Source organism: Micromonospora kangleipakensis (assembly GCF_004217615.1).
Taxonomy (GTDB): domain Bacteria; phylum Actinomycetota; class Actinomycetes; order Mycobacteriales; family Micromonosporaceae; genus Micromonospora; species Micromonospora kangleipakensis.
This window is the reverse complement of the sequence record NZ_SHLD01000001.1, coordinates 6,760,059-6,782,854: the sequence shown is the minus strand read 5'-3', so window position 1 is coordinate 6,782,854 and position 22,796 is coordinate 6,760,059. Positions and strand designations below refer to the sequence as shown.

The 22,796-nt window shown below is 74.8% G+C and carries 24 protein-coding genes; 14 read left to right on the top strand and 10 right to left on the bottom strand.

Features of this window, described 5'->3' with window-relative positions:
• Positions 1–50: 50 nt before the first annotated feature.
• On the bottom strand, positions 51–275 hold the full coding sequence (locus EV384_RS32290; protein WP_130339372.1) for a hypothetical protein: 225 nt from the start codon (positions 273–275) through the stop codon (positions 51–53).
• 420 nt (positions 276–695) lie between these two features.
• Complete coding sequence (locus EV384_RS32285; RefSeq protein WP_130339370.1) at positions 696–1,781, bottom strand: 3-deoxy-7-phosphoheptulonate synthase; 1,086 nt, start codon at positions 1,779–1,781, stop codon at positions 696–698.
• Positions 1,782–2,096: 315 nt separating this feature from the next.
• On the opposite strand from EV384_RS32285, the gene EV384_RS32280 reads away from it, so the two are divergent.
• Both EV384_RS32280 and EV384_RS32275 read left to right on the top strand, forming a co-directional pair.
• The gene (locus EV384_RS32280) at positions 2,097–3,248 is read left to right on the top strand and encodes an alkaline phosphatase PhoX (protein ID WP_130339368.1); all 1,152 of its coding nucleotides are present in this window, start codon (positions 2,097–2,099) and stop codon (positions 3,246–3,248) included.
• A gap of 26 nt (positions 3,249–3,274) precedes the next feature.
• A complete protein-coding gene (locus tag EV384_RS32275) occupies positions 3,275–3,487 on the top strand; it encodes a hypothetical protein (RefSeq protein ID WP_130339366.1) in 213 nt (70 codons plus the stop codon).
• On the opposite strand, the gene EV384_RS32270 is transcribed toward EV384_RS32275, so the two are convergent.
• Entirely contained in the window at positions 3,454–4,179 is a 726-nt protein-coding gene (locus EV384_RS32270; RefSeq protein ID WP_130339364.1) for a phosphodiesterase, read from the bottom strand. The genes EV384_RS32275 and EV384_RS32270 overlap by 34 nt on opposite strands.
• 81 nt (positions 4,180–4,260) lie before the next feature.
• On the opposite strand from EV384_RS32270, the gene EV384_RS32265 reads away from it, so the two are divergent.
• The 6 genes from EV384_RS32265 (at position 4,261) to EV384_RS32240 (ending at position 9,963) form a co-directional block, all read left to right on the top strand.
• On the top strand, positions 4,261–5,553 hold the full coding sequence (locus tag EV384_RS32265) for a M16 family metallopeptidase (RefSeq protein ID WP_130339363.1): 1,293 nt from the start codon (positions 4,261–4,263) through the stop codon (positions 5,551–5,553).
• Positions 5,550–6,896 carry a M16 family metallopeptidase gene (locus EV384_RS32260; RefSeq protein WP_130339362.1) on the top strand — a complete coding sequence of 449 codons (1,347 nt, stop codon included), beginning with the start codon at positions 5,550–5,552 and terminating at the stop codon, positions 6,894–6,896. The genes EV384_RS32265 and EV384_RS32260 overlap by 4 nt, the downstream gene beginning before the upstream one ends.
• 242 nt (positions 6,897–7,138) lie before the next feature.
• A complete protein-coding gene (locus EV384_RS32255; protein WP_130339360.1) occupies positions 7,139–8,164 on the top strand; it encodes an aspartate-semialdehyde dehydrogenase in 1,026 nt (341 codons plus the stop codon).
• 260 nt (positions 8,165–8,424) lie between these two features.
• Complete coding sequence (locus EV384_RS32250; RefSeq protein WP_130339358.1) at positions 8,425–8,865, top strand: PPOX class F420-dependent oxidoreductase; 441 nt, start codon at positions 8,425–8,427, stop codon at positions 8,863–8,865.
• Between the two features lie 145 nt (positions 8,866–9,010).
• A complete protein-coding gene (locus tag EV384_RS32245; protein ID WP_242624396.1) occupies positions 9,011–9,481 on the top strand; it encodes a TMEM175 family protein in 471 nt (156 codons plus the stop codon).
• Between the two features lie 65 nt (positions 9,482–9,546).
• Positions 9,547–9,963, top strand: a complete 417-nt coding sequence (locus EV384_RS32240) for a CBS domain-containing protein (RefSeq protein ID WP_130339354.1) — start codon at positions 9,547–9,549, stop codon at positions 9,961–9,963.
• Positions 9,964–10,039: 76 nt separating this feature from the next.
• Here EV384_RS32240 and EV384_RS32235 read toward each other — a convergent pair whose 3' ends face one another.
• Positions 10,040–11,152 carry a DNA glycosylase AlkZ-like family protein gene (locus tag EV384_RS32235; protein ID WP_242624395.1) on the bottom strand — a complete coding sequence of 371 codons (1,113 nt, stop codon included), beginning with the start codon at positions 11,150–11,152 and terminating at the stop codon, positions 10,040–10,042.
• A gap of 152 nt (positions 11,153–11,304) precedes the next feature.
• Between EV384_RS32235 and EV384_RS32230 the strand changes: the two genes are divergently transcribed.
• Both EV384_RS32230 and EV384_RS32225 read left to right on the top strand, forming a co-directional pair.
• A complete protein-coding gene (locus EV384_RS32230) occupies positions 11,305–11,676 on the top strand; it encodes an SCP2 sterol-binding domain-containing protein (RefSeq protein ID WP_130339352.1) in 372 nt (123 codons plus the stop codon).
• Complete coding sequence (locus EV384_RS32225) at positions 11,676–13,739, top strand: amylo-alpha-1,6-glucosidase (RefSeq protein ID WP_130339350.1); 2,064 nt, start codon at positions 11,676–11,678, stop codon at positions 13,737–13,739. The genes EV384_RS32230 and EV384_RS32225 overlap by 1 nt, the downstream gene beginning before the upstream one ends.
• A 46-nt stretch (positions 13,740–13,785) precedes the next feature.
• Here EV384_RS32225 and EV384_RS32220 read toward each other — a convergent pair whose 3' ends face one another.
• Both EV384_RS32220 and EV384_RS32215 read right to left on the bottom strand, forming a co-directional pair.
• Positions 13,786–14,178, bottom strand: coding sequence for a VOC family protein (locus EV384_RS32220; RefSeq protein ID WP_130339348.1), 393 nt, complete (start codon positions 14,176–14,178; stop codon positions 13,786–13,788).
• Positions 14,179–14,196: 18 nt separating this feature from the next.
• Positions 14,197–14,844, bottom strand: coding sequence for an alpha/beta hydrolase (locus EV384_RS32215; protein ID WP_130339346.1), 648 nt, complete (start codon positions 14,842–14,844; stop codon positions 14,197–14,199).
• A gap of 132 nt (positions 14,845–14,976) precedes the next feature.
• Here EV384_RS32215 and EV384_RS32210 point away from each other — a divergent pair, with 132 nt between their 5' ends.
• The 3 genes from EV384_RS32210 to EV384_RS32200 all read left to right on the top strand — a co-directional run bounded on the left by EV384_RS32210 (position 14,977) and on the right by EV384_RS32200 (position 17,360).
• Positions 14,977–15,726, top strand: coding sequence for a lysophospholipid acyltransferase family protein (locus EV384_RS32210; RefSeq protein ID WP_130339344.1), 750 nt, complete (start codon positions 14,977–14,979; stop codon positions 15,724–15,726).
• 83 nt (positions 15,727–15,809) lie between these two features.
• Positions 15,810–16,412, top strand: a complete 603-nt coding sequence (locus EV384_RS32205; protein WP_130339342.1) for an isochorismatase family protein — start codon at positions 15,810–15,812, stop codon at positions 16,410–16,412.
• Positions 16,413–16,415: 3 nt separating this feature from the next.
• Positions 16,416–17,360, top strand: coding sequence for a GlxA family transcriptional regulator (locus EV384_RS32200; RefSeq protein ID WP_130339341.1), 945 nt, complete (start codon positions 16,416–16,418; stop codon positions 17,358–17,360).
• Between the two features lie 85 nt (positions 17,361–17,445).
• Here EV384_RS32200 and EV384_RS32195 read toward each other — a convergent pair whose 3' ends face one another.
• The 4 genes from EV384_RS32195 to EV384_RS32180 all read right to left on the bottom strand — a co-directional run bounded on the left by EV384_RS32195 (position 17,446) and on the right by EV384_RS32180 (position 21,355).
• Positions 17,446–18,204 carry a hypothetical protein gene (locus EV384_RS32195; RefSeq protein ID WP_242624559.1) on the bottom strand — a complete coding sequence of 253 codons (759 nt, stop codon included), beginning with the start codon at positions 18,202–18,204 and terminating at the stop codon, positions 17,446–17,448.
• 73 nt (positions 18,205–18,277) lie between these two features.
• A complete protein-coding gene (locus EV384_RS32190; protein ID WP_130339339.1) occupies positions 18,278–18,994 on the bottom strand; it encodes a response regulator in 717 nt (238 codons plus the stop codon).
• Positions 18,964–20,094, bottom strand: coding sequence for a hypothetical protein (locus EV384_RS32185; protein WP_341273648.1), 1,131 nt, complete (start codon positions 20,092–20,094; stop codon positions 18,964–18,966). Before EV384_RS32185 ends, EV384_RS32190 begins: the two co-directional genes overlap by 31 nt.
• Before the next feature lie 82 nt (positions 20,095–20,176).
• The gene (locus EV384_RS32180; RefSeq protein ID WP_130339335.1) at positions 20,177–21,355 is read right to left on the bottom strand and encodes a sensor histidine kinase; all 1,179 of its coding nucleotides are present in this window, start codon (positions 21,353–21,355) and stop codon (positions 20,177–20,179) included.
• A 185-nt stretch (positions 21,356–21,540) separates the two neighbouring features.
• Here EV384_RS32180 and EV384_RS32175 point away from each other — a divergent pair, with 185 nt between their 5' ends.
• The gene (locus EV384_RS32175; RefSeq protein ID WP_130340940.1) at positions 21,541–22,422 is read left to right on the top strand and encodes an NAD(P)-dependent oxidoreductase; all 882 of its coding nucleotides are present in this window, start codon (positions 21,541–21,543) and stop codon (positions 22,420–22,422) included.
• Positions 22,423–22,796: the final 374 nt, after the last annotated feature.

Here is a 22,796-nt window from a genome sequence, read left to right as displayed (position 1 = left end):
ACTCGGCGCGGCACGGTCCGCCGCCGTACCGGTCCGTCGCCGGCCGGTCCTCACGCCACGGTTCCGCCGAGCAGGTCGGCCGCCTCGTCCACCGCGTACTCGCCCTGGGGGAGGGCGGCGATCCGGGAGAGCAGCGCCGCCGGAAGCTCCGCGGCGACGGCCCGGCGGTAGATGACCGCCTGACTGATCCGCTCCTGACCGTGGAAGATGTCGTCGAGCAGGTCGTCGAGCTGCCGGGTGTCCGGCTCGTCCGTCATGGGTGCGTCGTCGGTCACGCCGATCAGCTACCCGGGCCCGAATCGGTCAAACGTCCCCGGTCGTGGCGCGGGGCGGGGTGATGGCGGACACACACCGACCCGGAACACCGGGGCCGGTCGGGCCGTTGTGCAGAGCGTCGGTGTGTCCAGTGTCCCCGGGCCTCACCCAAATTGCCTTCGCGGAATACCGTTCGGCTGGAGCCGCGTCGTGCCACTCGCCGAGAGGCGACCTGCACACCGACACCCAGCGCCGCCCCGGCCCCCGGCCGGGGCGGCGCTGTCTCTACCCCCACCCACCCCCACCCTGTCCCCCTGTCCCCCCTGTCCCCCGCGTTGATCATGAAGTTGTTGCCGCGACACGCCGCGCCGGCCGGCAATAACTTCATGATCAACCGGGCTGGGTGGGGTGGGGAGGGAGGGGAGGGGGAGGGGTGGGGGTCAGGCGGGGGTGGGGAGGGTGGCGCGGCGGGTGCGGGCGGCGGCGGCGAGGTCCGTCAGGACCTGGGCGGTGGTGTCCCAGCCGAGGCAGGCGTCGGTGACGGACTTGCCGTACTCAAGCTCGCGGGTGGGGTCTAGGTCCTGCCGGCCGGGCTGGAGGAAGCTCTCCAGCATGATGCCGACGATGCCGCGCTGGCCGGCGGCGAGCTGGGCGGCCACGTCCGCCGCCACCTTCGGCTGGTTGCGGTGGTCCTTGCCGCTGTTGGCGTGGCTGGCGTCGATCACCACCCGCTCCGGCAGCCCGGCCGCGCGCAGCAGGTCCAGCGCCCCGGCCACCGACTCGGCGTCGTAGTTCGGGCGCCCGCCGCCACCGCGCAGCACCAGGTGGCCGTCGGCGTTGCCCCGGGTGTGCATGATCGCCGGAGTGCCGGAGAAGTCGATGCCGGGGAAGACGTGCGGCACGCCGGCCGCCCGGATCGCGTCCACCGCCGTCGAGATGCTGCCGTCGGGGCGGTTCTTCATGCCGATCGGCATGGACAGGCCGGAGGCGAGCTGCCGGTGCACCTGGCTCTCCACCGTCCGCGCGCCGATCGCGCCCCAGGCGACGGTGTCGGCGATGTACTGCGGGGTGATCGGATCGAGGAACTCGCAGCCCACCGGGAGGCCGAGGCGCAGCACGTCGAGCAGGAGCGCGCGGGCGGTTCGCAGGCCGGTGTTGACGTCACCGGAGCCGTCCAGCCCCGGGTCGTTGATCAGGCCCTTCCAGCCCACCGTCGAGCGCGGCTTCTCGAAGTAGACCCGCATCACCACCAGCAGGTCGTCCGAGAGCCGGTCGGCCACCTCGCGCAGCCGACCCGCGTACTCGAGGGCGGCGGCCGGGTCGTGCACCGAGCACGGGCCGACCACCACCAGCAGGCGGTCGTCGGCGCGGTCCAGCACCCTGCCCACCGCGCGCCGGCCGGCCAGCACGGCCTCGGCGAGCGTCGCGTCCAGCGGCAGGTGGTGGTGGAGCAGGGCCGGGGTGGTCAGCGGCACGACACGGTCGATCCGCTGGTCGATGACCCGATGGGCGTCCGGGGTCGTCACGGTGGGGTTCCTTCCGCCGACCGTGCCTCGGGGCCGGCGCCCGAGGTCGAGCCGGCTGCTCGTACGCAAAAGGGCAGGAAAGCGATCCCTGCCCAGCCGGCTCGAAGAGGAGTGACGTCAGATCATGGTGAAGTCACCGGCTCCTCCAGCCGGCTGCCTAAACCATCGATACGACCGCGTCACGTCCGTTAGCGTACCCGACGGGACGGGCGGGGCTCACCGGCTCGTCGGGAAAGCCTCGTCTCATGTTCACCCCCATCGATGCGACCACCGGTAGCTTCATCGGCACCGAACGCGATCCCGTGGAGGTTCCGAATGGACCGACGTGTCGTCCTGCGCGCCACCGTCGCCTGCGCCGCCGCCTTCTCCGGCAGCCTCTGGGCCGGCGCCGCGCTCGTCGCCCCGGCCCAAACCGGCGTCGGGCCGTACGGGCCGCTGGGCAGCGCCGACGCCAACGGCATCCAGCTCCCCGCCGGCTTCACCAGCCGGGTCGTCGCCCGCTCCCGGCAGGTGGTGCCCGGCACCTCGTACGCCTGGCACGACGCCCCCGACGGCGGCGCCTGCTTCACCGCCGGCACGGGCTGGATCTACGTCTCGAATTCCGAGATCTCGACCACCGGTGGGGCTTCCGCGGTGCGCTTCAACGCGGACGGGACGATTTCGTCCGCGTACCGGATCCTGGGAAACACGAACCGGAACTGCGCTGGCGGGGCCACCCCGTGGGGGACCTGGCTCTCCTGCGAGGAGGTCAGCCGCGGCTACGTCTACGAGACGTACCCGCAGGGCGGGACGGCGGCGGTCCGGCGGCCGGCGCTGGGCCGGTTCACCCACGAGGCGGCCGCCGCCGACCCGGACCGCAAGGTCATCTACCTGACCGAGGACGAGACGAGCGGCTGCTTCTACCGGTTCCGGCCCACCGTCTGGGGCGACCTGTCCAGCGGCACCCTGGAGGTGCTGGTCGCCGGCACCGCCACCAGCGGCCCGGTGAGCTGGGCGAAGGTCCCCGACCCGGACGGCTCGCCCACCTACACCCGGCAGCAGGTCTCCGGGGCGAAGAAGTTCAACGGCGGCGAGGGCGCCTGGTACGCCGACGGCACCTGCTGGTTCACCACGAAGGGCGACAACCGGGTCTGGGCGTACGACGCGGTGAACCAGCGGATCGACCTGACGTACGACGACTCGGTCGTCACCTCCGGCGCCGCGCAGTTGACCGGGGTCGACAACATCACCGGCTCGGCGTACGGCGACCTCTACGTGGCCGAGGACGGCGGAAACATGGAAATCAACCTGATCACGCCGGACACCGTTGTCACGCCTTTTCTCAGGATGACCGGGCAGAGCGGGTCGGAGATCACCGGGCCGGCCTTCTCGCCCGACGGCAGCCGGCTCTACTTCTCCTCCCAGCGCGGCACCTCCGGCTCCTCCTCCGGCGGGATCACCTACGAGGTGCGCGGCCCGTTCCGCTGAGCCCGACGCGGGGTAAGTGGGTCGGCATGAGTCACGAGCAGAACGACCAGGACCGGGTCGAGTCCCGATCCCACCTGCTGCCCGAGGAGGCGGCGGCGGGCAGCGACGACCCGGAGGCCCAGGCCGACGTCATCCTCACCGAATCCGACATCCGGGAGGACCGGAACGTCGCCCCGGACACCACCCTGGAGCACCGCACCTCCGATCAGACGGTGACGCCGAACGAGCCGCCGGACTGAGCGGACGCGCCGCGGGCCCGGCGGGAACCCCGGTAGGTCCGGTCGCGCAGCCGCGCGATCGGGCCCACCGACCGCAGCCCCGGCGGCACGTTGCCGATCGGGTCGAAGGCCAGCGCGGCGTCCTCCCGGGCGCCCCGCTGGCCGGCCAGGCAGACCTGCCCGAACGGCCGCCACGGCCCGACCGCCGACGCCACCGCCAGCACCAGTCGCGGCGCGTCCGCCCGGGCCGCCGCCGCGGAGACCTCGGCGAGGCCGCGGCCCAGGTCGGGGGAGTCCGGGTCGGCCAACGCGGCGAGGAAGAGCCGTCGCCGGCCCGCCCGGAAGGACATGATCGAGCTGTACGTCCCGGTGAAGCGCCGCCGAGGCAGCGGCAGGTGCCGCAGCACCGGCGCCGCCCCGCTCGACGAGACCAGCAGATCCACCGGCGGCTCCGGATCCCGGTGCAGCCGCACCCCCAGCCCCAGCACGTCCGGCCAGCTCCCCGGCGTCGGCACCCCCTTCGACAGGCGCACCGTCGCCGGATAACGGCCGGGCAGGTCCAGCAGCGGAACACCCGTCGGCGGCCCCGACGTACCCCAGATGATCGTCTCGGCGGAGAAGGTCCGCCCGGCGGGATGCAGCAGCCGGGCGTGCCGCCAGCGGGCCAGGGCGGCGGCCGCGCGTTCGGCGGCGGAGGGCGCGAGGGTGGGCATGCCCGGCGAGTACCCCGGCGCGGACCGTCGATGCGCTCCGCTCGTCACCTTTCCGCCCGTGAGATCGGATAGCGTCGGGACATGCCCGACAGCGGTTACCCCTGGCCCATCGAGACGACCCGACTGGACAACGGCCTGCGCGTGGTGGTGAGCGAGGACCGCACCGCTCCCGCGGTCGCCGTGAACCTCTGGTACGACGTGGGTTCGCGGCACGAGCCGGAGGGGCAGACGGGCTTCGCCCACCTCTTCGAGCACCTGATGTTCGAGGGCTCGGCGAACGTGGCGAAGACCGAGCACATGAAGTTCATCCAGGGCGCCGGCGGCTCGCTCAACGCCACCACCAACCCGGACCGGACCAACTACTTCGAGACCGTCCCGGCCGAACACCTGGAGCTGGCGCTCTGGCTGGAGGCCGACCGGATGGGCGGCCTGGTGCCGGCGCTGACCCAGGAGACGCTGGACAACCAGCGCGAGGTGGTCAAGAACGAGCGGCGCCAGCGCTACGAGAACGTCCCGTACGGCGACTCCTGGCTGCGGCTGCTGCCGCTGCTCTACCCGCCGCGCCACCCGTACCACCACGCCACGATCGGCTCGATGGCCGACCTGAACGCCGCCGACCTGGCCACCTTCCAGGCCTTCCACACCACGTACTACGCGCCGAACAACGCGGTGCTCACGGTGGTCGGGGACGCCGACGCCGCCGAGGTCTTCGCGCTCGCCGACAAGTACTTCGGCGCGATCCCGGTCCGCGTCGACATCCCGGCCGCGCCGGACGGGCGTACCGTGCCGGCGACCGGTCGACCGGCGGTGGAGACGGTCACCACCGACGTGCCCGCGCCGCGCGTCTACGTCGCGCACCGCACCCACCCGTTCGGCACCCCCGGGTACGACGTGACCACCGTGCTCGCCACCGTCCTGGGCAGCGGCCGGGGCAGCCGGCTCTACCAGCGCCTCGCCGACGGCGAGCGGATCGCTCAACCGGACCTGATCGGCGCGTACGGGGTGGACCTGGCGCACGCGCCCGCCCCGCTCATCGCCACCGCCACCGCCCGCCCCGGAGTCACCGGCGAGCGGTTGACCGCCGGGCTGGCCGAGGTCGTCGACGAGCTGGCCACGGTGCCGGTGACCGCGGCCGAGCTGGACCGGGCCAAGTCGCTGCTGAGCACCATGTGGTGGCGGCAGATGTCCACGGTGGACGGACGGGCCGACACCCTCGGCCGGTACGCCACCCAGTTCGGCGACCCGGCGAAGGCCGGCGAGCGGCTGCCGGCCTGGCTCGCGGTCACCGCCGAGCAGATCGCCGAACAGGCCGCCGAGCTGCTCGGCGCCGCCGACCGGGTGACCCTGACCTACCTGCCCGAGGAGACCTCATGACGCTGATCGCCGAACGTCCCGGTCCGGGCGCCGCCCGTCCGTACCGGTTCCCGCAGGTGGTCCGCCGGGCCGCCGCCGGCGGGCAGGTCGTCGCCGCGCACCTGCCCGGGCAGAACCTCGCCGTCGCGCTGCTGCTGCTCGACGCGGGCGCCGGGCGGGAGCCGGTCGGCAAGGACGGCCTCGGCGGGGTGCTCGCCAAGGCCCTGGAGGAGGGGACCGCGCAGCGGGACGCCACCGCGTACGCGCTGGCGATCGAGGCGCTCGGCACCGAGCTGGTGACCGGGCTGGACTGGGACTCCTTCCAGGTGAGCGTGCAGGTGCCGGTGGAGCGGCTGAGCGCCGCCGTGGAGCTGCTCGCCGAGGCCGTCCGGACGCCCCGACTCGATCCCGCCGACGTGCGGCGGGTCCGCGACGACGAGGCGACCGCGCTGCGGATGGACTGGGCCAACCCGGGACCGCGGGCGGACGCCGCGCTCCGGGCCGACCTCTTCGGCGTCGAGAACCGGTGGGGCCGGCCGATGTACGGCGACCCGGGCACGGTGGCCGGGCTCGACGTGGACGACGTGACGGTCTTCCACTCCGAGTGGTTCATCCGCCCCGGGACGCTGATCGTCGCCGGTGACCTGGAACGGATCGACCTGGACGCGCTCGCCGCGACGGCGTTCGCCGGCGCCGGCGGCGGGCCGGTGGAGAAGGGCGGCCCGATCGAGGTGCCGCTGCACGACCGCCGGCGGATCATCCTGGTGGACCGGCCCGGGTCGGTGCAGTCCACGCTGCGCCTCGGCCACCCGTCCCCGCACCGCGCCCACCCCGATTACGTGCCGATGACGCTCGCCGGCACGGTGCTCGGCGGGGCGTTCACCTCCCGGCTCAACCACCTGATCCGCGAGGTGCACGGCTACACGTACGGCATCCGGGGCGACTTCGCCTCGTCCCGCCGGTTCGGCCGGTTCGCGGTCAGCTCCGGGGTGCAGACCGCGGTGACCGCGCCGGCGCTGGTCGAGGCGGTCGGCGAGATCACCCGTACCCAGCTGACCGGGGTGACCGAGGACGAGCTGGCGGTGGCCCGCTCCTGGCGGGCCGGGCAGCTCTCGGTGGAGCTGCAGAGCCCCCGGGCGATCGCGGCCGCGCTGACCACGCTGGTGGTGCACGACCTGCCGGACGACTACCACGCCCGGCTGCGCGAGTCGCTGCTCGCCGCCGACATCGATCAGGTCTCCGCGGCGGCCGCAACGCATCTGCACCCGCACGCGCTCACCCTGGTCGTCGAGGGGGATTCGGCGGTGATCCGGGACGAGCTCGTGGCCGCCGGCCTCGGCGAGGTCGTCGACCACGCCGGCTGACCGCGCGGGTGTGACGTCGGTCGCGGCGCCGCCGAGCGGGGCGTCCGGGGACCGGCTGCGAATGCTTCGGCGGGGCGACCCGCTGGCGCGGGATCTTCCGGGCCACCGGGCCGTCCGGCGGCGTCGTTCCGGGCAGCCGGGCCGGCCCGGTGGCCGTCGCCGCCGGTGAGCAGGCCGGTCGCCGGCCCGGGCGATGGGAAAGCCTTCCCCGCCCGGCCGGGGACCTGGGTAGCCTCGCGGGCATGAGGATCGGCATTGTGGGGGCCACCGGCCAGGTCGGTGGCGTGATGCGGCAGGTGCTGGCGGAGCGCGAGTTCCCGGCGGAGCAGGTGCGGTTGTTCGCCTCGGCGCGGTCGGCCGGGCGCACGCTGCCGTGGCGGGACGGCGAGGTCACCGTCGAGGACGCGGCCACCGCGGACTACCGCGGGCTGGACATCGTGCTCTTCTCCGCGGGCAAGGGCACCGCGAAGGAGCTGGCCCCCCGGGTCGCCGCGGCCGGCGCGGTCGTCATCGACAACTCCTCGGCCTTCCGGATGGACCCCGAGGTGCCGCTGGTGGTCGCCGAGGTCAACCCGCACGCCGCGGCGAACCGGCCGAAGGGCATCATCGCCAACCCGAACTGCACCACCATGGCCGCGATGCCGGTGCTGCGCCCGCTGCACGAGGAGGCGGAGCTGGTCGGCCTCGTCGTCTCGACGTACCAGGCGGTCTCCGGGGCGGGGCTGGCCGGCGTCGCCGAGCTGGACGAGCAGGTCCGCAAGGTCGCCGAGCACGCCAGCGGCCTCGCCTTCGACGGCGCGGCCGTGGAGTTCCCGGCGCCGCGCTCCTTCGCCCGCCCGATCGCCTTCAACGTGCTGCCGCTCGCCGGCTCGATCGTCGACGACGGCTCGTTCGAGACCGACGAGGAGCAGAAGCTCCGCAACGAGAGCCGCAAGATCCTGGAGATCCCGGGGCTGAAGGTCTCCGGCACCTGCGTCCGGGTGCCCGTCTTCACCGGCCACTCGCTCCAGATCAACGCGCGCTTCGCCCGCGCGGTCACCCCGGCCCGCGCCCGCGAGCTGCTCGACGGCGCGCCCGGCGTGGCGCTCTCCGACGTGCCCACCCCGTTGCAGGCCGCCGGCCAGGACCCGACGTACGTCGGGCGGATCCGGGCCGACGAGACCGTCGAGCACGGCCTGGCCCTCTTCTGCTCGAACGACAACCTGCGCAAGGGCGCCGCGCTCAACGCCGTGCAGCTCGCCGAGCTGGTCGCCGCCGAGCGCCGCTGACCCCGGTCGTCCGCGCCGGCGCGTCGACCCGCGGGGCTGCCGTCGCCCGGCGCGCGATGGGGTGGCGGCCCGCGCGATCGCCGTGTCGCGCGGCGCGGGCGGTCCTCCTCGCTCGTCGGGCAGCTGTCTGGTGAGCGTCGGGTCTGGTCCGCGAGTGGTCTGACGGCTCCACGCCCCGATGCGGCGGCGATCGTCGCGCGCGCGCTTCGGTGATGCGGTGAGATGGGACGCGGAAGCGACGCATCGACGCGGAGGATCCCATGGCGGACGAGAAGACCGAGCAGGCCCTGACCGACCTGATCGCCGGCCGGTGGCTGGGCGTGCTGGCCACCATCAAGCGGGACGGCCGACCCCAGCTGTCCAACGTGGTCTACTCCTTCGACCGGGAGCGCGGCCTGATCCGGGTCTCGGTGACCGACGGCCGGGCCAAGACCGCCAACCTGCGCCGCGACCCCCGGGCCAGTTTCCACGTCGGCAGCGACGACGGGTGGGCGTACGCGGTGGCGGAGGCGCGGGCGGAGCTCACCCCGGTGGCCGAGCGGCCGGACGACGCCACCGTCGAGGAGCTGGTCGGGCTCTACCGGGCGGTGCAGGGCGAACACCCGGACTGGGACGACTTCCGGGCCGCCATGGTCGCCGAGCGTCGCCTCGTGCTGCGGCTGTACGTGGAGCGGGTCTACGGCATGCCCCCGCACGGCTGACCACCGGCCGGGCTCCCGCCCCGGCCCCACCCCATCCGGCTCTGCCGGGACCGGAGGTCACGGCACAGCCGCGCCGACCATGGGTGTACCCGCTCCTGTGCACCGCCCCGGCCCCCTTCGCCGGTGGCGGGTACGAGGGGAGCCGGTGGACGCCGACCCGGAAGGGCGGGACGACGAGAACACCGAGGCCGGCGGCCTGCGCTCGGACACGGGTCGGGCGATCGGGTTCAGCGACGCCGTCTTGGCCATCATCATCACGCTGCTGGTGCTCGACCTGCGCACCCCGGAGGTGCCGCCGGGCGGGCTGCTGCACGCCCTGCTCAGCCAGTGGCCCGTCTACCTGGCGTACGTCACGTCGTACCTCTACGTCGCGGTGAACTGGCTGAACCACAAGGGGACCTTCCACCGGGTCCGCTGCACCGACCGGGGGCTGCACTGGGCGAACCTGGTGGTGTTGTTCAGCGTCGCGCTGCTGCCGTTCGTCACCGCGGTGGTCTCCCGCGCGGTGGAGAAGGGCGACCGGTTCGACGAGCGGGTGGCGGTGGCGTGCTACGGGCTCGGCCTGTCCAGCAACGGCTTCTACGACCTGCGGCGGCGGCTGCCCCGCCGGCGGTGAGCGGCGGGCGTTACCGCTCGGCGGGGGCGGGTAGACGACCGTGCCGACACCGAGAGGGGAGCACCATGACAACGGTCGGAGAGTTCATGACGACCCGGTTGGTGACGATGGACGGCAACGACACGCTCACCGCCGCGGCGCAGGAGATGCGCGACAGCGCCATCGGCGACGTGGTGGTGACCGACGGCGACAATGTGGTTGGCATCGTCACGGACCGGGACATCACGGTCCGCGCCGTCGCCGAGAACATGGACCCGAAGTCGACCAGGCTCGACCAGATAACCAGCAAGGACGTGGTCACGGTGAGCCAGTACGACGACGCGGTGGCCGCCGCCGACCTGATGCGGACGTACGCCGTCCGCCGGCTGCCGGTGATCGACGACGGCCGCCTGGTGGGGCTGGTCTCGATGGGCGACCTCGCCGTCGAGCGGGAGCCCCAGTCGGTGCTGGCGGACATCAGCGCCGACGAGCCCAACAACTGACCCGTCCGCCGCGGTGACGCCGGCCCCGGTTCGGGGGCCGGCGTCGTGGCTCCCGGCGGGTCTCCCCGCGGACCGCTCAGACCGCCTCGATCGCCACCCGCACCTCGGACGCGCCCCGCGCGGTGGCCACCACCTCGGCTTCCGCCCGCACCTCCCGGCCCACCCGCGCCGGCAGCGCCGTGAACGGGGTGACGGTGAGGTCGAGTCGACCCTTGGCGGCCTGTCTGGCCCGCCAGGTGCCGGCGATCTCGCCGTCGACCAGCAGCGCGCCCGGGTTTCCCAGCATCCGCCAGAGCTGCTGCTGGTGGGCCTTCTCCGGGACCAGCAGGGCCCGGTCGCGGGCCTGCAGGTAGGGGTCGCCGGGCGGCAGCAGCCGGACCAGCCGCGCCGGCTCGGCCGCCCGGAGCGCGTCGAGGCGGTCCGTCGGCACCCAGGCCCTGTGGCCGTCGACGCGGACCTCCGTCAGCGCCTCCGCCGGCCAGACCCGGCGCAGCTCGGTGGCGCTCGTGCCGAGGAAGGCGGCCACGTCGGCGATCGTGGCCGGGCCGAGCAGCCGCAGGTAGGCCAGGGCCAGCGCGTCGGTGCCGGTCGCCGCGTCGGGCGGCCCCGGGCGCTCGGCCAGCGGCGCGAGCCGCGCCGCCCGACCGGACACCGCCAGGCGTACGCCGCCGGCCAGGCCGGCCTGCTGGAAGAGCGCGCCGGAGACGTGCCGGGCGCCGCACGGCCGGCAGTCGTAGCTCAACGCGGCCGGGATCCGCTCGGTGACCGCCCGGCTCACCTCGCCCCGGTCCATCGGAGCGGTCACCACCGCCCGGAACGCGTCGGCGGCGGCCCGGAACGCAGCCAGCCCCAGCTTCGCCCCGTCCCGGATCTGCCCCGGGATGCGGCGGGCGGCGTCGGTGTCGCTGAGCGGCCAGAGCGCGGCGGCCAGCGCCGGCAGCTCCCGCCGGCGGTGCAGGTGCGGCGCGCCCCGGAAGGACCAGACCAGCTCCAACCGGTCGTCGTCCGGCCCGACGGTCGCGGGGACGCGGGCGGCCAGCGCCAGTCGGGCCGAGCCGTACGGGGTGTCCTGCGCGCCCAGGGCCAGCACGTCGAGGTCGGCGGGGCGCAGCCCGGGACGGTCGAGCTGCTGGGCAGCGACCCGGTACGCCAGCACCCGCTCCCGGTCGATCCCCGGTACGCCCGCCACACGCCCTCCTCGTCCGTCCCGTCGCAGGCTACCGCCGCCCACCGACACCACCGCGGCGTCGACTCACCCGAACCGGGCGAGATTGGCCTCGTACCCGATGGGGACCCCTCCTCGGACGTCGCACGCCGCGGATTGCGGGAGGAGTGGACCGGATGCTGGACGCGACCACGAGGTTCTTCGAGGACCTGGACCGGCGGGGGTTCGAACCGCTGCTGGCGAAGACCTCCGGAACCATGCGCTTCGACCTGCACGAAGGGGCGCAGACGACCCACTGGCTGCTCCAGATCGAGCGGGGCAACCTGCACGTGAGCCAGCAGGACCGGGAAGCCGACACGGTGGTGGGCACCTCGCCGCGGCTCTTCGGTGACCTGGTCACCGGCAGTGAGAACGCCATCGCGGCGCTTCTCCGGGGCGACATGACCGTCTCGGGCGACGCGCGCCTGGTGCTCCAGGTCGAACGGATCTTTCCCGGTCCGCCGGATGCCCGCGGGCCCCACCACGCATTCCAGAGGGAGGTCCGCTGATGCCGGGGACCAACACCGTCCGGATCCTGGACGGCAACACCTTCGTGGTCTCCGAGGACACCGGCGACATCGAGGCCACGCCGAGCGAACCGACGGGGCTCTTCTCCCTCGACACCCGCTTCCTGTCCAAGTGGGTGCTGACCGTCAACGGTGAGCGGCTCAACGCGCTCTCCTACGACGACCTTCAGTACTACGAGGCGCGGTTCTTCCTGGTGCCGGGGATGGCCACGCACTACATCGACGCGAAGCTGTCGATCATCCGGGAGCGGGCGGTGGGCGGCAGCTTCCGGGAGACGCTGACCATCCTCAACCACGACGAGAAGGCGGTCGACCTGGAGATCCGGATGGACGCCGGCTCCGACTTCGCCGACCTCTTCCAGGTCAAGGACGAGATTCTCAACAAGAAGGGGGAGACCTACGCCGAGGCCGAGCCGGACCGGCTGCGGCTGGGCTACCGACGCGGGAACTTCCGGCGGGAGACGGTCGTCACCTCCTCCATTCCGGCCCGCTACGACCAGAACGGCTTCGCGTACACCATCCACCTGGAACCCAACGAGCAGTGGAACACCGCGATCGACGTGCAGACGTCCGCGCTCGGCCCGGGCGGCCGGGACCTGCGGATGGGGGTGCGGGTGCACGCCACCGAGCGGCTCGCCCTCCAGCACGACCTGGAGCAGTGGATCGCCCGGGCGCCCAAGGTGAACAGCGAGCACGGCCGGGTGGCCTCGACCTACCGGCGCAGCCTGATCGACCTCGCCGCGCTGCGCTTCTCGCCGATCTCGCTGGGCGGGCAGACACTGCCGGCGGCCGGCCTGCCCTGGTTCATGACCATGTTCGGCCGGGACAGCATTTTGACCTGCCTCCAGGTGCTGCCGTTCGCGCCGGACCTGTCGAAGACGACGCTGCGGATCCTGGGCGCGTTGCAGGGCACCCGCTTCGACGACTTCCGGGACGAGGACCCGGGCCGGATCCTGCACGAGATGCGGTACGGCGAGACGGCCGCCTTCGAGGAGCAGCCGCACTCGCCGTACTACGGCTCGGTGGACGCGACCCCGCTGTTCGTGGTGCTGCTCGACGAGTACGAGAAGTGGACCGGCGACGTCCCGCTGGTCAAGGAGCTGGAACGGGAGTGCCGGGCCGCGCTGAAGTGGGTCGACGACTACGCCGACATGGTCGGCAACGGCTACATCTGGTACGAGCGGCGCAACACCGACACCGGCCTGGAGAACCAGTGCTGGAAGGACTCCTGGGACTCGATCTCGTACCGGGACGGGACGCTGCCCCCGTTCCCGCGGGCCACCTGCGAGGTGCAGGGGTACGCGTACGACGCGAAGATGCGGGCCGCCCGGCTGGCCCGGGAGTTCTGGGGCGACCCGGCGTACGCCGACCAGTTGGAACGGGAGGCGGCCGAGCTGAAGCAGCGGTTCAACCGGGACTGGTGGGTGGAGGACGGCGAGTACTTCGCCCTCGGCCTGGACCCGACCGGTCGGCAGATGGACGTGCTCAGCTCGAACATCGGTCACCTGCTCTGGAGCGGCATCGTCGACCACGACCGGGCGGCGAAGATCGCCGGGCACCTGATCGGCCCGCGGCTCTTCTCCGGGTGGGGGGTGCGGACCCTGGCCGAGGGCGAGGTCCGCTACAACCCGATCGGCTACCACAACGGCACGATCTGGCCGTTCGACAACTCGTTCATCGCCTGGGGCCTGCGCCGGTACGGCTTCGCCGAGGAGGCGGCCACCATCGCCAGCGGCATCCTGGACGCGGCCACCTACTTCGACGGGCGGCTGCCGGAGGCGTTCGGCGGCTACCCGCGGGAGCTGACCAAGTTCCCGGTGGAGTATCCGACGGCGTGCAGCCCGCAGGCGTGGTCGACGGGTACGCCGCTGCTGCTGCTCCGCACGATGCTCGGGCTGGAGCCGCACGAGGGGCACCTCGCGGTCGACCCGCGGTTGCCGATCGGCATGGGCCGGATCGAGGTGCTGGACATCCCGGGCCGGTGGGGCCGGGTGGACGCCTTCGCCCGGGGCCGGATGGACCTGCACGAACCGGCCGCCTCGTAGCCGCCTGGTGACGGCGCCGCCGGCCCCTGGCCGGCGGCGCCACCCGTCAGTGCCCCGGCGGCGTCTGGTCGCCGTGTGCCTCGGCGCGGGGCAGCAGGCAGAACTCGTTGCCCTCCGGGTCGGCCAGCACGGTCCACCGGGGCAGCTCCCGGACCACGGTGGCCCCGGCGTCCAGCACCGCGGCCCGCTCCTCGGCGTCGCCGACCAGGTCGAGGTGGATCCGGCCGGGGGCGGGCAGGTCGTCCGCCGGGCTGATCCAGATGTCGGGCCGGTGCCCCGACGGGTCGCGCAGCAGCACCGCCTCGGTCGGCCCGAGCGAGCGGTCGGCGAGCCGGACCTGGTCCTCCTCGGCCACCGGCAGCCCGGTGACCGCGCTCCAGAACGGCGCGAGCAGGTACGGGTCGCGGCAGTGGATGACGATCGCGGCGAGGTCGGGCATGCCCTGACCGTAGCCGCGTCAACCGGTCGTCAGCACGCTGTCCAGGAACGCGGCGCTGACCGCCCGGATGTCCGGGCGGTCCAGGTCGAGGGCGTGCCCGCCGTGGGTGATCCAGGTGTGCACCGGGTGCCCGGCGGCGAGCAGCCGCCCGGTGAGGCCGACCGACTGGCTGGCCGGCACGGACCGGTCGTCGCGCCCGTGCACCAGCAGCACCGGCACGCCGGAGCCGAGGTGCGTGGCGACGGTCGCGTCGACGGTGGCCGGGTCCCCGGCGGCCGGCGGGTGGCCGAGCAGGTCGGCCCACGGATCGTCGTGGGCGCGCAGCCGCCGCCACTCCGCGTCGAGCGGGTCGACCGGCGGCCAGTACGCCAGCGCGGCCGCCACGTCGCCGGGCCGGTCGACGCCGCGCAGGGCCAGCTGCAGGGCCAGGGTTGCCCCCGCCGAGTCGCCGCCGACCAGCAGCGGCAGCCCGTCGGCCGCCGCCCGGGCCGACCGCGCGGCGGCCCGTACGTCGTCGAGCTGGGCCGGCCAGTGCGCCTCGTCCACGAAGCGGTAGGTCGCCGCGACCACCCGCAGCCCGAGCGGGGCCAGCGCGGCGCCGTCCTCGTCGTACCGGCCTCGCCAGCCGCCGCCGTGGATCCAGAGCAGTACCGCGCGTTCGGTCATCCCGCCATCGTGCCCGTCTGCGCCACCGCCCGCGAGCCGCCTCTGCCACCGGCAGAAGGGCCGACCACGCGGGTGTCCGACGGCACGATCCGCCCCTACGGTTCCGTAACCTACGCGGTGTAAAGTTACCGGATGCCGGAACTCGTGTACCCGCCCGTGATCGCCGCCGCCAAGACGATGTTCCGGGTCCTCGACCTGCGCCTGACCGTGGAGGGCACCCACCACGTGCCGCCCACTGGCGGCGCGGTCCTGGCCAGCAACCACGTCAGCTACCTGGACTTCATCTTCTGCGGCTACGGCGCGCACGAGTCCCGTCGGCTGGTCCGGTTCATGGCCAAGCACGACGTCTTCGCGCACAAGGTGTCCGGCCCGTTGATGCGCGGCATGAAGCACATCCCGGTGAACCGGGCGGCCGGCGCCGGGTCGTACAACACGGCGGTGGAGGCGCTGCGGCGCGGCGAGGTGGTCGGCGTCTTCCCGGAGGCCACCATCAGCCGGTCGTTCCTGGTCAAGGAGCTCAAGAACGGGGCCGCCCGGATGTCGCAGGAGGCCGCCGTGCCGCTGCTCCCGGTCGCGCTCTGGGGCACCCAGCGGCTCTGGACCAAGGGCCGGCCGCGCACCCTGACCCGCCGGCACACCCCGATCACCATCCTGATCGGCGAGCCGATGGACCCGGCCGCGTACCCGGACGCCACCACCATGACCGCGGAGCTGAAGAGCCGGCTGAGCGCGCTGGTGGACCGGGCGCAGCGGGAGTACCCGGACGCCCCGGCCGGCGCCGACGACACCTGGTGGCACCCCGTGCACCTGGGCGGCACCGCGCCGACCCTGGAGGAGGCCGCCGAGCTGGACCGCCGGGGCCGCCGCGCCTCCGCCGCCTGACTCCCGGGTGGTGACCGGATCGTTCCGCATCCGGGCATGATGGTGCCTGCCGCCCCGGCGTCCGCCCGGCCAGGATCGAACCCATGAACAGAGCCGCACTCGTCGTCATCGACGTCCAGGAATCGTTCCGTCAGCGCCCGATGTGGGCGTACGCCTCGCAGCCGGACATCGTCGGTCAGGTCGACCGGCTGGTCGGGGCCGCCCGCGGTCGGGGCGACCTGGTGGTCTGGGTCCTGCACGCCGAGCCCGGCACCGGCACGGTCTTCGACCCGGCCCTCGGCCACGTCCGGCTGATCGACGGGCTCTCCCCGGTCGAGGGGGAGCCGACGCTGGTCAAAACCTCGCACAACGCGTTCACCACCACCAACCTGCAGCAGCTGCTCACCCTCGCGGGCGTCCGCGAGGTCACGGTCTGCGGCATCCGCACCGAGCAGTGCGTGGAGACCACCACCCGGGTGGGCGCCGACCTGGGCCACGAGATGACCTTCGTGACCGACGCGACGGTCACCTTTCCCACCCCGCACCGCGACCTCCCGGCGACCGCCACCCTGGAGGAGATCCTCGCCGACCCGCGCACCCTGTCGAACGAGGAGATGATCGCCCGGACCGAGTACGCCCTGTCCGGCCGGTTCGCCACCATCCGTACCGTCGCCGAGCTGACCGGCGCGGTCCAGGCCGGGGTCTGAGCCGTGGCCCGGGTCGTCTTCCTGCTGGTCCCGCAGCTGCACCTGCTGGACCTGGCCGGGCCGGCCCAGGTCTTCTCCAGCGCCGCCGACCTCGGGTACGACTACCGCCTGCACTACGTCGCCGAGGCCGCCGAGGTGCCGACCGTGCAGGGGGTGTCGCTGCGGGCCGACACGCGGTGGCCCGAGCTGGACCGCGACGACCTGGTGGTCGTACCCGGCTGGCGGCCCGCCGCGCACGGGCCGGCCGGGCCGGTCGGGCCGGCCGACCTGCGGCGGCTGGCCGACCACCACGCCCGCGGCGGCACGGTGGCGAGTATCTGCGCGGGGGCCTTCGCGCTCGGCCGGGCCGGCCTGCTCGACGGGCGGCGGTGCACCACCCACCACGAGGTGCAGGACGAGCTGGCCCTGCGGCACCGGGCGGCCCGGGTGGTGCGCGACGTGCTCTACGTGGTCGACGAGCGGGTGGTCACGTCGGCGGGCATCGCCAGCGGCATCGACGTGGCGCTGCACCTGGTGGCCACCCGGCACGGTCCGTCGACGGCCGCCCGGATCGCCCGCACCCTGGTCGTGTACGCCCGGCGCAACGGCCACGAACAGCAGGCCAGCGCGATGATGCGGCACCGCTCGCACCTCTCCGACGCGGTGCACCGGGCGCAGGACCTGATCGACGCCCGCTACTCGGAGCCGCTGCCGCTGGCCGGGCTGGCCGCCGCCTGCGGGGTCTCCGAGCGCACCCTGAGCCGGCTGTTCCGGCAGGTCACCGGGCTGACTCCGCTCGGCTACCAGCAACTGCTGCGGGTGGAGCGGGCCGAGCACCTGATCGGGCACGGCGCCACGGTGGAGTCGGCGGCCCGGGCCGTCGGCTTCACCGACGCCCGGATGCTCCGCCGCCTCCGCACCCGCACCCGCACCCGCGCCACCGGCGACGCGCTCCCCCTCGCCAGCTGACCCCCGGCCGGGTCGCCACGCCTCCGCCGGCCTTGGCTGGGGGCCGGTTTCCGTCGAGGATCGCGGGCGGACCGGGTGGTGGGGGTCAGCAGGCGGAGCCGGGGCGGTGCGGGAGGGCCGGCGGGACGGGCGCCGACCGGCTTGGCGAGGCCGGGTCCCGCTCCACGTGCGGGCGGTAGTAGTCGTCGCGGGAGAGGAACTCGACCGGGAGTGAGCCGGGCAGGGTGACCCGGCCCGCCGCCGGGACGGGCGCCGGGCCGACCCGGGCGGCCAGCTCGTCCCGCTCCGGCGGGGAGAGGTCCACCAGCTCAGGATGTACCAGCCGGAAGGCCGCCACCGACCGGCGTACCTGCCGGGCCAGCTCGGCGACCAGCGCGACCGGGCCGCCGAGGGCGAGCGCCGGCTGTCGGATGGTGCGCAGCGCGTCACAGACGACCAGCAGCGCCGTATTGCCGTCTCGGCCGTCGGCCCGCAGCTCCAGCCGGGACGGCCACTGCCAGCGGATCTGCCCGCTGACCAGGCCGGACAGCCGGGCCGGGCGCCGGTGCCGGGCGCCGGTCGGGCCGTCCCGCCCGGAGACCGGGGCCAACTCGGCGCCGCCGCAGACGTACGCGACCCGACGGTCGGTGACGGTGACCGTCGCGGGCGCGGGGAGCTCCCAGCTGCGGGCGCTCTCGGTCGGACCGAGCAGGTGACCGGCCACCTGGAGGCGGTGCAGCCCGAGCACCCGCTCGCCCGGCTCCGGGACCAGGCCGTACCGCCGGTCGAGTACGGGGCGGGCGGCGTCGTCGTCGCCGTCGAAGCGGTGCGGCCCGACGAAGAAGGGTGCGGCGTCCTCCTGCACTGTCAAGACCTCCCCGGGGCGGCTGGCGGTACGTCGAGCGTCGCCGACAAGCCGCGCCGTGTCATGACACCCGTTAGGGGGTCGGCCGGTCGGTCGCCGCCTGTGACCGGTAGATGCCGATCTCTTCCGGCCGGACGAGTCCGTCCTCGATCGCCCGGGCGAGCAGCGCCGCCTTGGTGGCGGCCGGCCGACCCGCGCGGGTGTACTTGATCCGCGCCCGGTCCACGTACTGCTTGACGGTGTGCTCGCTGATCCGCATCCGGCGCGCCACCGACGCCTTCGACATCGACTGGAACCACAGCAGCAGCGCCTCGCGTTCCTTGTCGGACAGCGCCGGCCGGTCCGGCCGGGGGTTGCCCACCATCGCCCCGGCCAGCGCCGGCGGCACGTACGGGCGGTCGCTGGCCGCGGCGAGCACGGTGGCGACGCAGTGCTCCCGTCCCTCGTGCTTGGCGAGGAAGGCCACCGCCCCCGCGTCGAGCGCGGCGAGCATGGTGTCCGGGTCGGTGTGTTCGGAGTAGACCACCACCCGCCGGCCGGCGGCGCTCAGCTCGGCCAGCTTGTCGATCACCATCCGCCCGTGCAGCCGCAGGTCGAGCAGGACCACCTCCGCCTCCGGGGCGGCCCGGAGCACCGCGTCCGGATCGTCCCCGGCGGCCAGTACCCGCAGCCGCGGCTCGGCGGCCAGCCAGGCCCGCACCCCGTCGATCACCACCGGGTGGTCGTCCACGATCGCCACGCCGATCGGCGGCGCGCCGGTCACATCCTCCGCCATCGGGTCTGCGTCCATCTGATCTCCCCGTCCCGCTCGTGCACCTGCTCCACCGGACCCGCCTCGTCGGCGGCCGGGGGACCGGTCGCGTACGGCCCGTCGTGGTCGGGGGTGACCAGGCTGACCACCACCTCGTCCGCCCCGGCGACCACGGTCAGCCGGGCCCACCGCCGGGCGTCGGCGAGCGCCGCGGTGAGCGGGTCGGCGAGCCGGCGGCGTACCTCCACCGGCAGGTCCGGCGGCTCGCCGATGGCGATCAGCTCGATCGGCAGGCTGTTGCGGTCGGCCAGGTCGGCGGCGGCCCGCAGTTCGTGCAGCAGCGGATCGGGCACGTCGTCCGACTCGGCGATCAGCCGGCGCAGCCGGGCCGCCGCCAGCACGCAGCGCCGCCGCACCTCGGGGTCGGCCGGGTTGGCGTGGCCGGCCGCGAGGGCGGCCAGCACCTCCTCGGCGGTGCCGCCCACCAGGGCCAGCCGATCCCGGCGTTCCTCCCGGGCCCGCTCCGCGGCCACCCGTTCCGCCGCCACCGCTCCGGCGGCCGCGGCGGTGCTCGCCCGGTCCCGGGCGAGGGCGGCGATCGCGGCGGCCCCGACGAAGACCGCCACCGGCAACGAGGAGGTGCCGTAGACGTACATCGCATACCGGGTGAGGTCGGCGGGGGCGGTCGCGTCGTGCCCGAGCACCGCGCCCAGCGCGATCACCGCGTGCGCGCCCAGCAGCGCGAGCAGCCAGCCGACCGGGCGGCGCCAGAGCACCAGCAGGAAGAACCAGGCGAGCCCGCCCCACACCCAGTTCGCCGTGCTGAACAGGCACCGCTCGCCGGCGGCGGCGAAGACCGCCGCGTCGACCAGCAGCAGCACCGCCGCCAGCCGCCGGGCGGGCAGCGGGGCGCCGCGCAGCAGCCGTACCCCGGCCAGCCCGCCGACCGCCGCGGTGACCAGCCAACCCGCGCCCACCGCCGCCGGCGCGGCCAGCTCCGACCAGGCGCCCAGCACCGCCGGCAGCCCGATCGCCACGTGCCAGGCCAGCGCGATGGCCACCGCCGCGACCCTTGCGCCCCGGTCGGACGCGCTCGCGACCGCGCTCGCCGCGGCCCCCGCGGCCACCCGCTCGCCCATCTCCGCGGCCGGGCCGCCGCCGGGCCGCGGGCGGGGCGGGGGGCGGGCGGCGTCCTCCGGCGCGCCGACCCGCGCGCCCAGGTCAGCCGAAACCAGGCCACTCCAGCCGGATCCGGGTGCCCGACCCCGGGGCGGAGACCACCTCGGCGCGCCCGCCGACGGCCGTCATCCGGCCGCGGATCGACTCGCGCACCCCGTACCGGTGGGGCGGGACCGTGGCCGGGTCGAAGCCCGGACCGGCGTCGGCGACCTCGACCACGACGGCGTCGGCGACCCGGGCCAGGCGCAGCGTGACGTTCGCGCCGGGCGCGTGCCGATCCACGTTGGACAGCGCGGCGGCGGCGCTCTCGGCGAGCGCCTCGGCGACCTCCGCCGGGACCGCGCACGGTGCCAGCGTCGCGCTCACCGGCAGCTCGGGCAGCCGCGCGAGGACCGTCCGCAGCCGGTCGTCCAGCGCCGTCGGGCCGGCCGCCGGCGCCGACCGGGCGTCGGCCAGGGCGGCGAGGGTACGCAGATCGGCCGCGCACCGGTCGCGCAGCGCCGCCGACGGGCCGGCCACCGCGCCGAGCCCGACCATGGTCAGCGTGGCCAGGACGGTGTCGTGCAGGTCCCGGTTCTGCCGCCGCTCCGCCTCCCGGGCGGTCCGGGCCACCACCGCCGCCCGGGCCAGCCGCTGGAAGTCGGCGAAATCCCGGTCGGCACGCCCGATCCGCCGCCGCATCAGCGCCGTCATCATCGCCGTGCAGCCGATCTGCACCAGCAGCGTGGCGGCGTGCGCGCGGGCCTCGACGGCGTTGCCGGCGTCCGCCGCGCCGGCCACGTACGCGGCGGTGACCAGCAGCCCCGCCGGGACGGACCAGCGGGCCGGGGCGGTCGCCTGGGCGTTGATCACGGTGGTGCTGGCCAGCACCGCGATCCAGCTTCCCTCGCCCGGCAGCACCTCCGGCGCCACCAGCCACGGGATCAGCAGGCAGGCCGCGCTGGTGAGCGCGACGTCGCCGGCCACCAGCGGCCCGGCGAGGCCGCGCCGCAGGGCCCGGACGGCGTACCAGACCGACCAGGCGGTGAGCGTCGCGACCACCGGCACCAGCAGGGCCACCCGCACCGGCGGCGTCCGGATCGCCAGGGCGGCCACCGCGCCGACCAGACCGCAGGTCAGCCGGAGCAGCGCCGGCAGGGTGGTGAAGACGAGGTTGAACGCCCCGCCCGCCGGCCGGTCCCACGTGGACGGCGGCGAGGTCGTGGCGGCAGCGACCGGCATCGGGGGACGTGTCCTTCCGGCAGCGACCCGGTCGGGCCCGCACGGCGTAGATCGACGCCGGAGAATAACATGTTTGACCGCAACCGGTCACCCTCGGTACGCGGCACGTCGCTGTCCAGCTCCGGCGCGCTTCCGGGGGAGGCGCAATGCCCGCGCGTCCGGTGATCGTGCGGTTGACTGCCGACATGCGCAGCGAATCACGGCGACTCCGCGTCGCCTTCCTCGGACTCGGCCGGATGGGCACCCCGATGGCCCGTCACGTGCTGAAAGCCGGGCACGACCTGACCGTCTGGAACCGTACCCGCGGCAAGGCCGACGCCCTCGCCGCCGACGGTGCGACGGTGGCCCCCATGCCGGCCGCCGCGGCCCGCGGCCGGGACGTGGTGGTGCTGATGCTCGCCGACCCCGAGGCGGTCGAGCAGGTGCTGCTCGGCCCGGACGGGGTGGCCTCCGGCGCCGAGCCGGACACCCTGGTGGTGGACGGCAGCACCATCGGCCCGGACGCCTCCCGGCGGATGGCGACGCGGCTGCGCGAGCACCGGCTGCGCTACGTCGACGCGCCGGTCTACGGCTCGGTCGGGCCGGCCACCGAGGGGACCCTCGGCGTGCTGGCCGGCGGGGAGGAGGCGGACGTCGCGGCGGCCCGCCCGCTGCTGGAGCTCTGGGGCGACCCGGAGAAGGTCCGGCACGTCGGGCCGGTCGGCGCCGGCAGCGCCGCGAAACTGGTCCGCAACCTCACGCTGGGCCTCGCCCTCGCCGGGATCGGCGACGCGCTGCGGCTCGCCGCCACCCTCGACCTCCCGCCCGACGTGGTGGGCGAGCTGATCGCCGCCGGCCCGCTCGGCGCCGCCTTCCCACCGGTACGCCAGATCCTGGCGTCCGGGCCGCCGGAGGCCGCCGGCTTCACCGTCGACATGCTCACCAAGGACCTGCGGCTCTGCCTCGCCGCCGAGCCCCGGCTGCCGCTGGTGGACGCCGCCCGAAAGGTGGGGGAGGCGGCCCACGCGGCCGGCCACGGCCAGGACGACACCCGCGCCCTGCCGCGCTGGATGCGCGACGCGTCCTGACCCGACGCTTCGCCGGGTCCCGCTCGAACGCCGCCGCGCAGTCGACCGCGTCGCGGCACCAGGTCGACCAGGTGCACCCGGTGGCCGGCCGCCGCGAGCCAGCCCGCGTACGCGCCGGGGCCGCCGCCGACGTCGAGCACCGTCGCCGGCGGCGCGGGCAGCAGCCGGGACAGCAGGTCCCGGGTACGCGCCGACTCCAGCCGCCCGTGCGGGGTGCGGTGCAGCCGCTCCGCCTCGGCGTAGACCTCGGTGTAGTACCGCCGGATGTCCGGCTCGGCCGGTCGATGAGGTGGCATCCGTCGATGGTGGACGGCGGCGGCGCGGCCGTCATCCGAGCTCCGGCCGCCCACCTGGGGCGGGCGGCCGGAGCCCGG

Bases quoted from the DNA above. Each gene is read 5' to 3' on its own strand.
- EV384_RS32280 (WP_130339368.1), top strand. From the start codon at position 2,097: ATGGACCGACGTGTCGTCCTGCGCGCCACCGTCGCCTGCGCCGCCGCC.
- EV384_RS32275 (WP_130339366.1), top strand. From the start codon at position 3,275: ATGAGTCACGAGCAGAACGACCAGGACCGGGTCGAGTCCCGATCCCAC.
- EV384_RS32270 (WP_130339364.1), bottom strand. From the start codon at position 4,179: ATGCCCACCCTCGCGCCCTCCGCCGCCGAACGCGCGGCCGCCGCCCTG.
- EV384_RS32265 (WP_130339363.1), top strand. From the start codon at position 4,261: ATGCCCGACAGCGGTTACCCCTGGCCCATCGAGACGACCCGACTGGAC.
- EV384_RS32260 (WP_130339362.1), top strand. From the start codon at position 5,550: ATGACGCTGATCGCCGAACGTCCCGGTCCGGGCGCCGCCCGTCCGTAC.
- EV384_RS32255 (WP_130339360.1), top strand. From the start codon at position 7,139: ATGAGGATCGGCATTGTGGGGGCCACCGGCCAGGTCGGTGGCGTGATG.
- EV384_RS32250 (WP_130339358.1), top strand. From the start codon at position 8,425: ATGGCGGACGAGAAGACCGAGCAGGCCCTGACCGACCTGATCGCCGGC.
- EV384_RS32240 (WP_130339354.1), top strand. From the start codon at position 9,547: ATGACAACGGTCGGAGAGTTCATGACGACCCGGTTGGTGACGATGGAC.
- EV384_RS32230 (WP_130339352.1), top strand. From the start codon at position 11,305: ATGCTGGACGCGACCACGAGGTTCTTCGAGGACCTGGACCGGCGGGGG.
- EV384_RS32225 (WP_130339350.1), top strand. From the start codon at position 11,676: ATGCCGGGGACCAACACCGTCCGGATCCTGGACGGCAACACCTTCGTG.
- EV384_RS32220 (WP_130339348.1), bottom strand. From the start codon at position 14,178: ATGCCCGACCTCGCCGCGATCGTCATCCACTGCCGCGACCCGTACCTG.
- EV384_RS32215 (WP_130339346.1), bottom strand. From the start codon at position 14,844: ATGACCGAACGCGCGGTACTGCTCTGGATCCACGGCGGCGGCTGGCGA.
- EV384_RS32210 (WP_130339344.1), top strand. From the start codon at position 14,977: ATGCCGGAACTCGTGTACCCGCCCGTGATCGCCGCCGCCAAGACGATG.
- EV384_RS32205 (WP_130339342.1), top strand. From the start codon at position 15,810: ATGAACAGAGCCGCACTCGTCGTCATCGACGTCCAGGAATCGTTCCGT.
- EV384_RS32190 (WP_130339339.1), bottom strand. From the start codon at position 18,994: ATGGACGCAGACCCGATGGCGGAGGATGTGACCGGCGCGCCGCCGATC.
- EV384_RS32185 (WP_341273648.1), bottom strand. From the start codon at position 20,094: ATGGGCGAGCGGGTGGCCGCGGGGGCCGCGGCGAGCGCGGTCGCGAGC.
- EV384_RS32180 (WP_130339335.1), bottom strand. From the start codon at position 21,355: ATGCCGGTCGCTGCCGCCACGACCTCGCCGCCGTCCACGTGGGACCGG.
- EV384_RS32175 (WP_130340940.1), top strand. From the start codon at position 21,541: ATGCGCAGCGAATCACGGCGACTCCGCGTCGCCTTCCTCGGACTCGGC.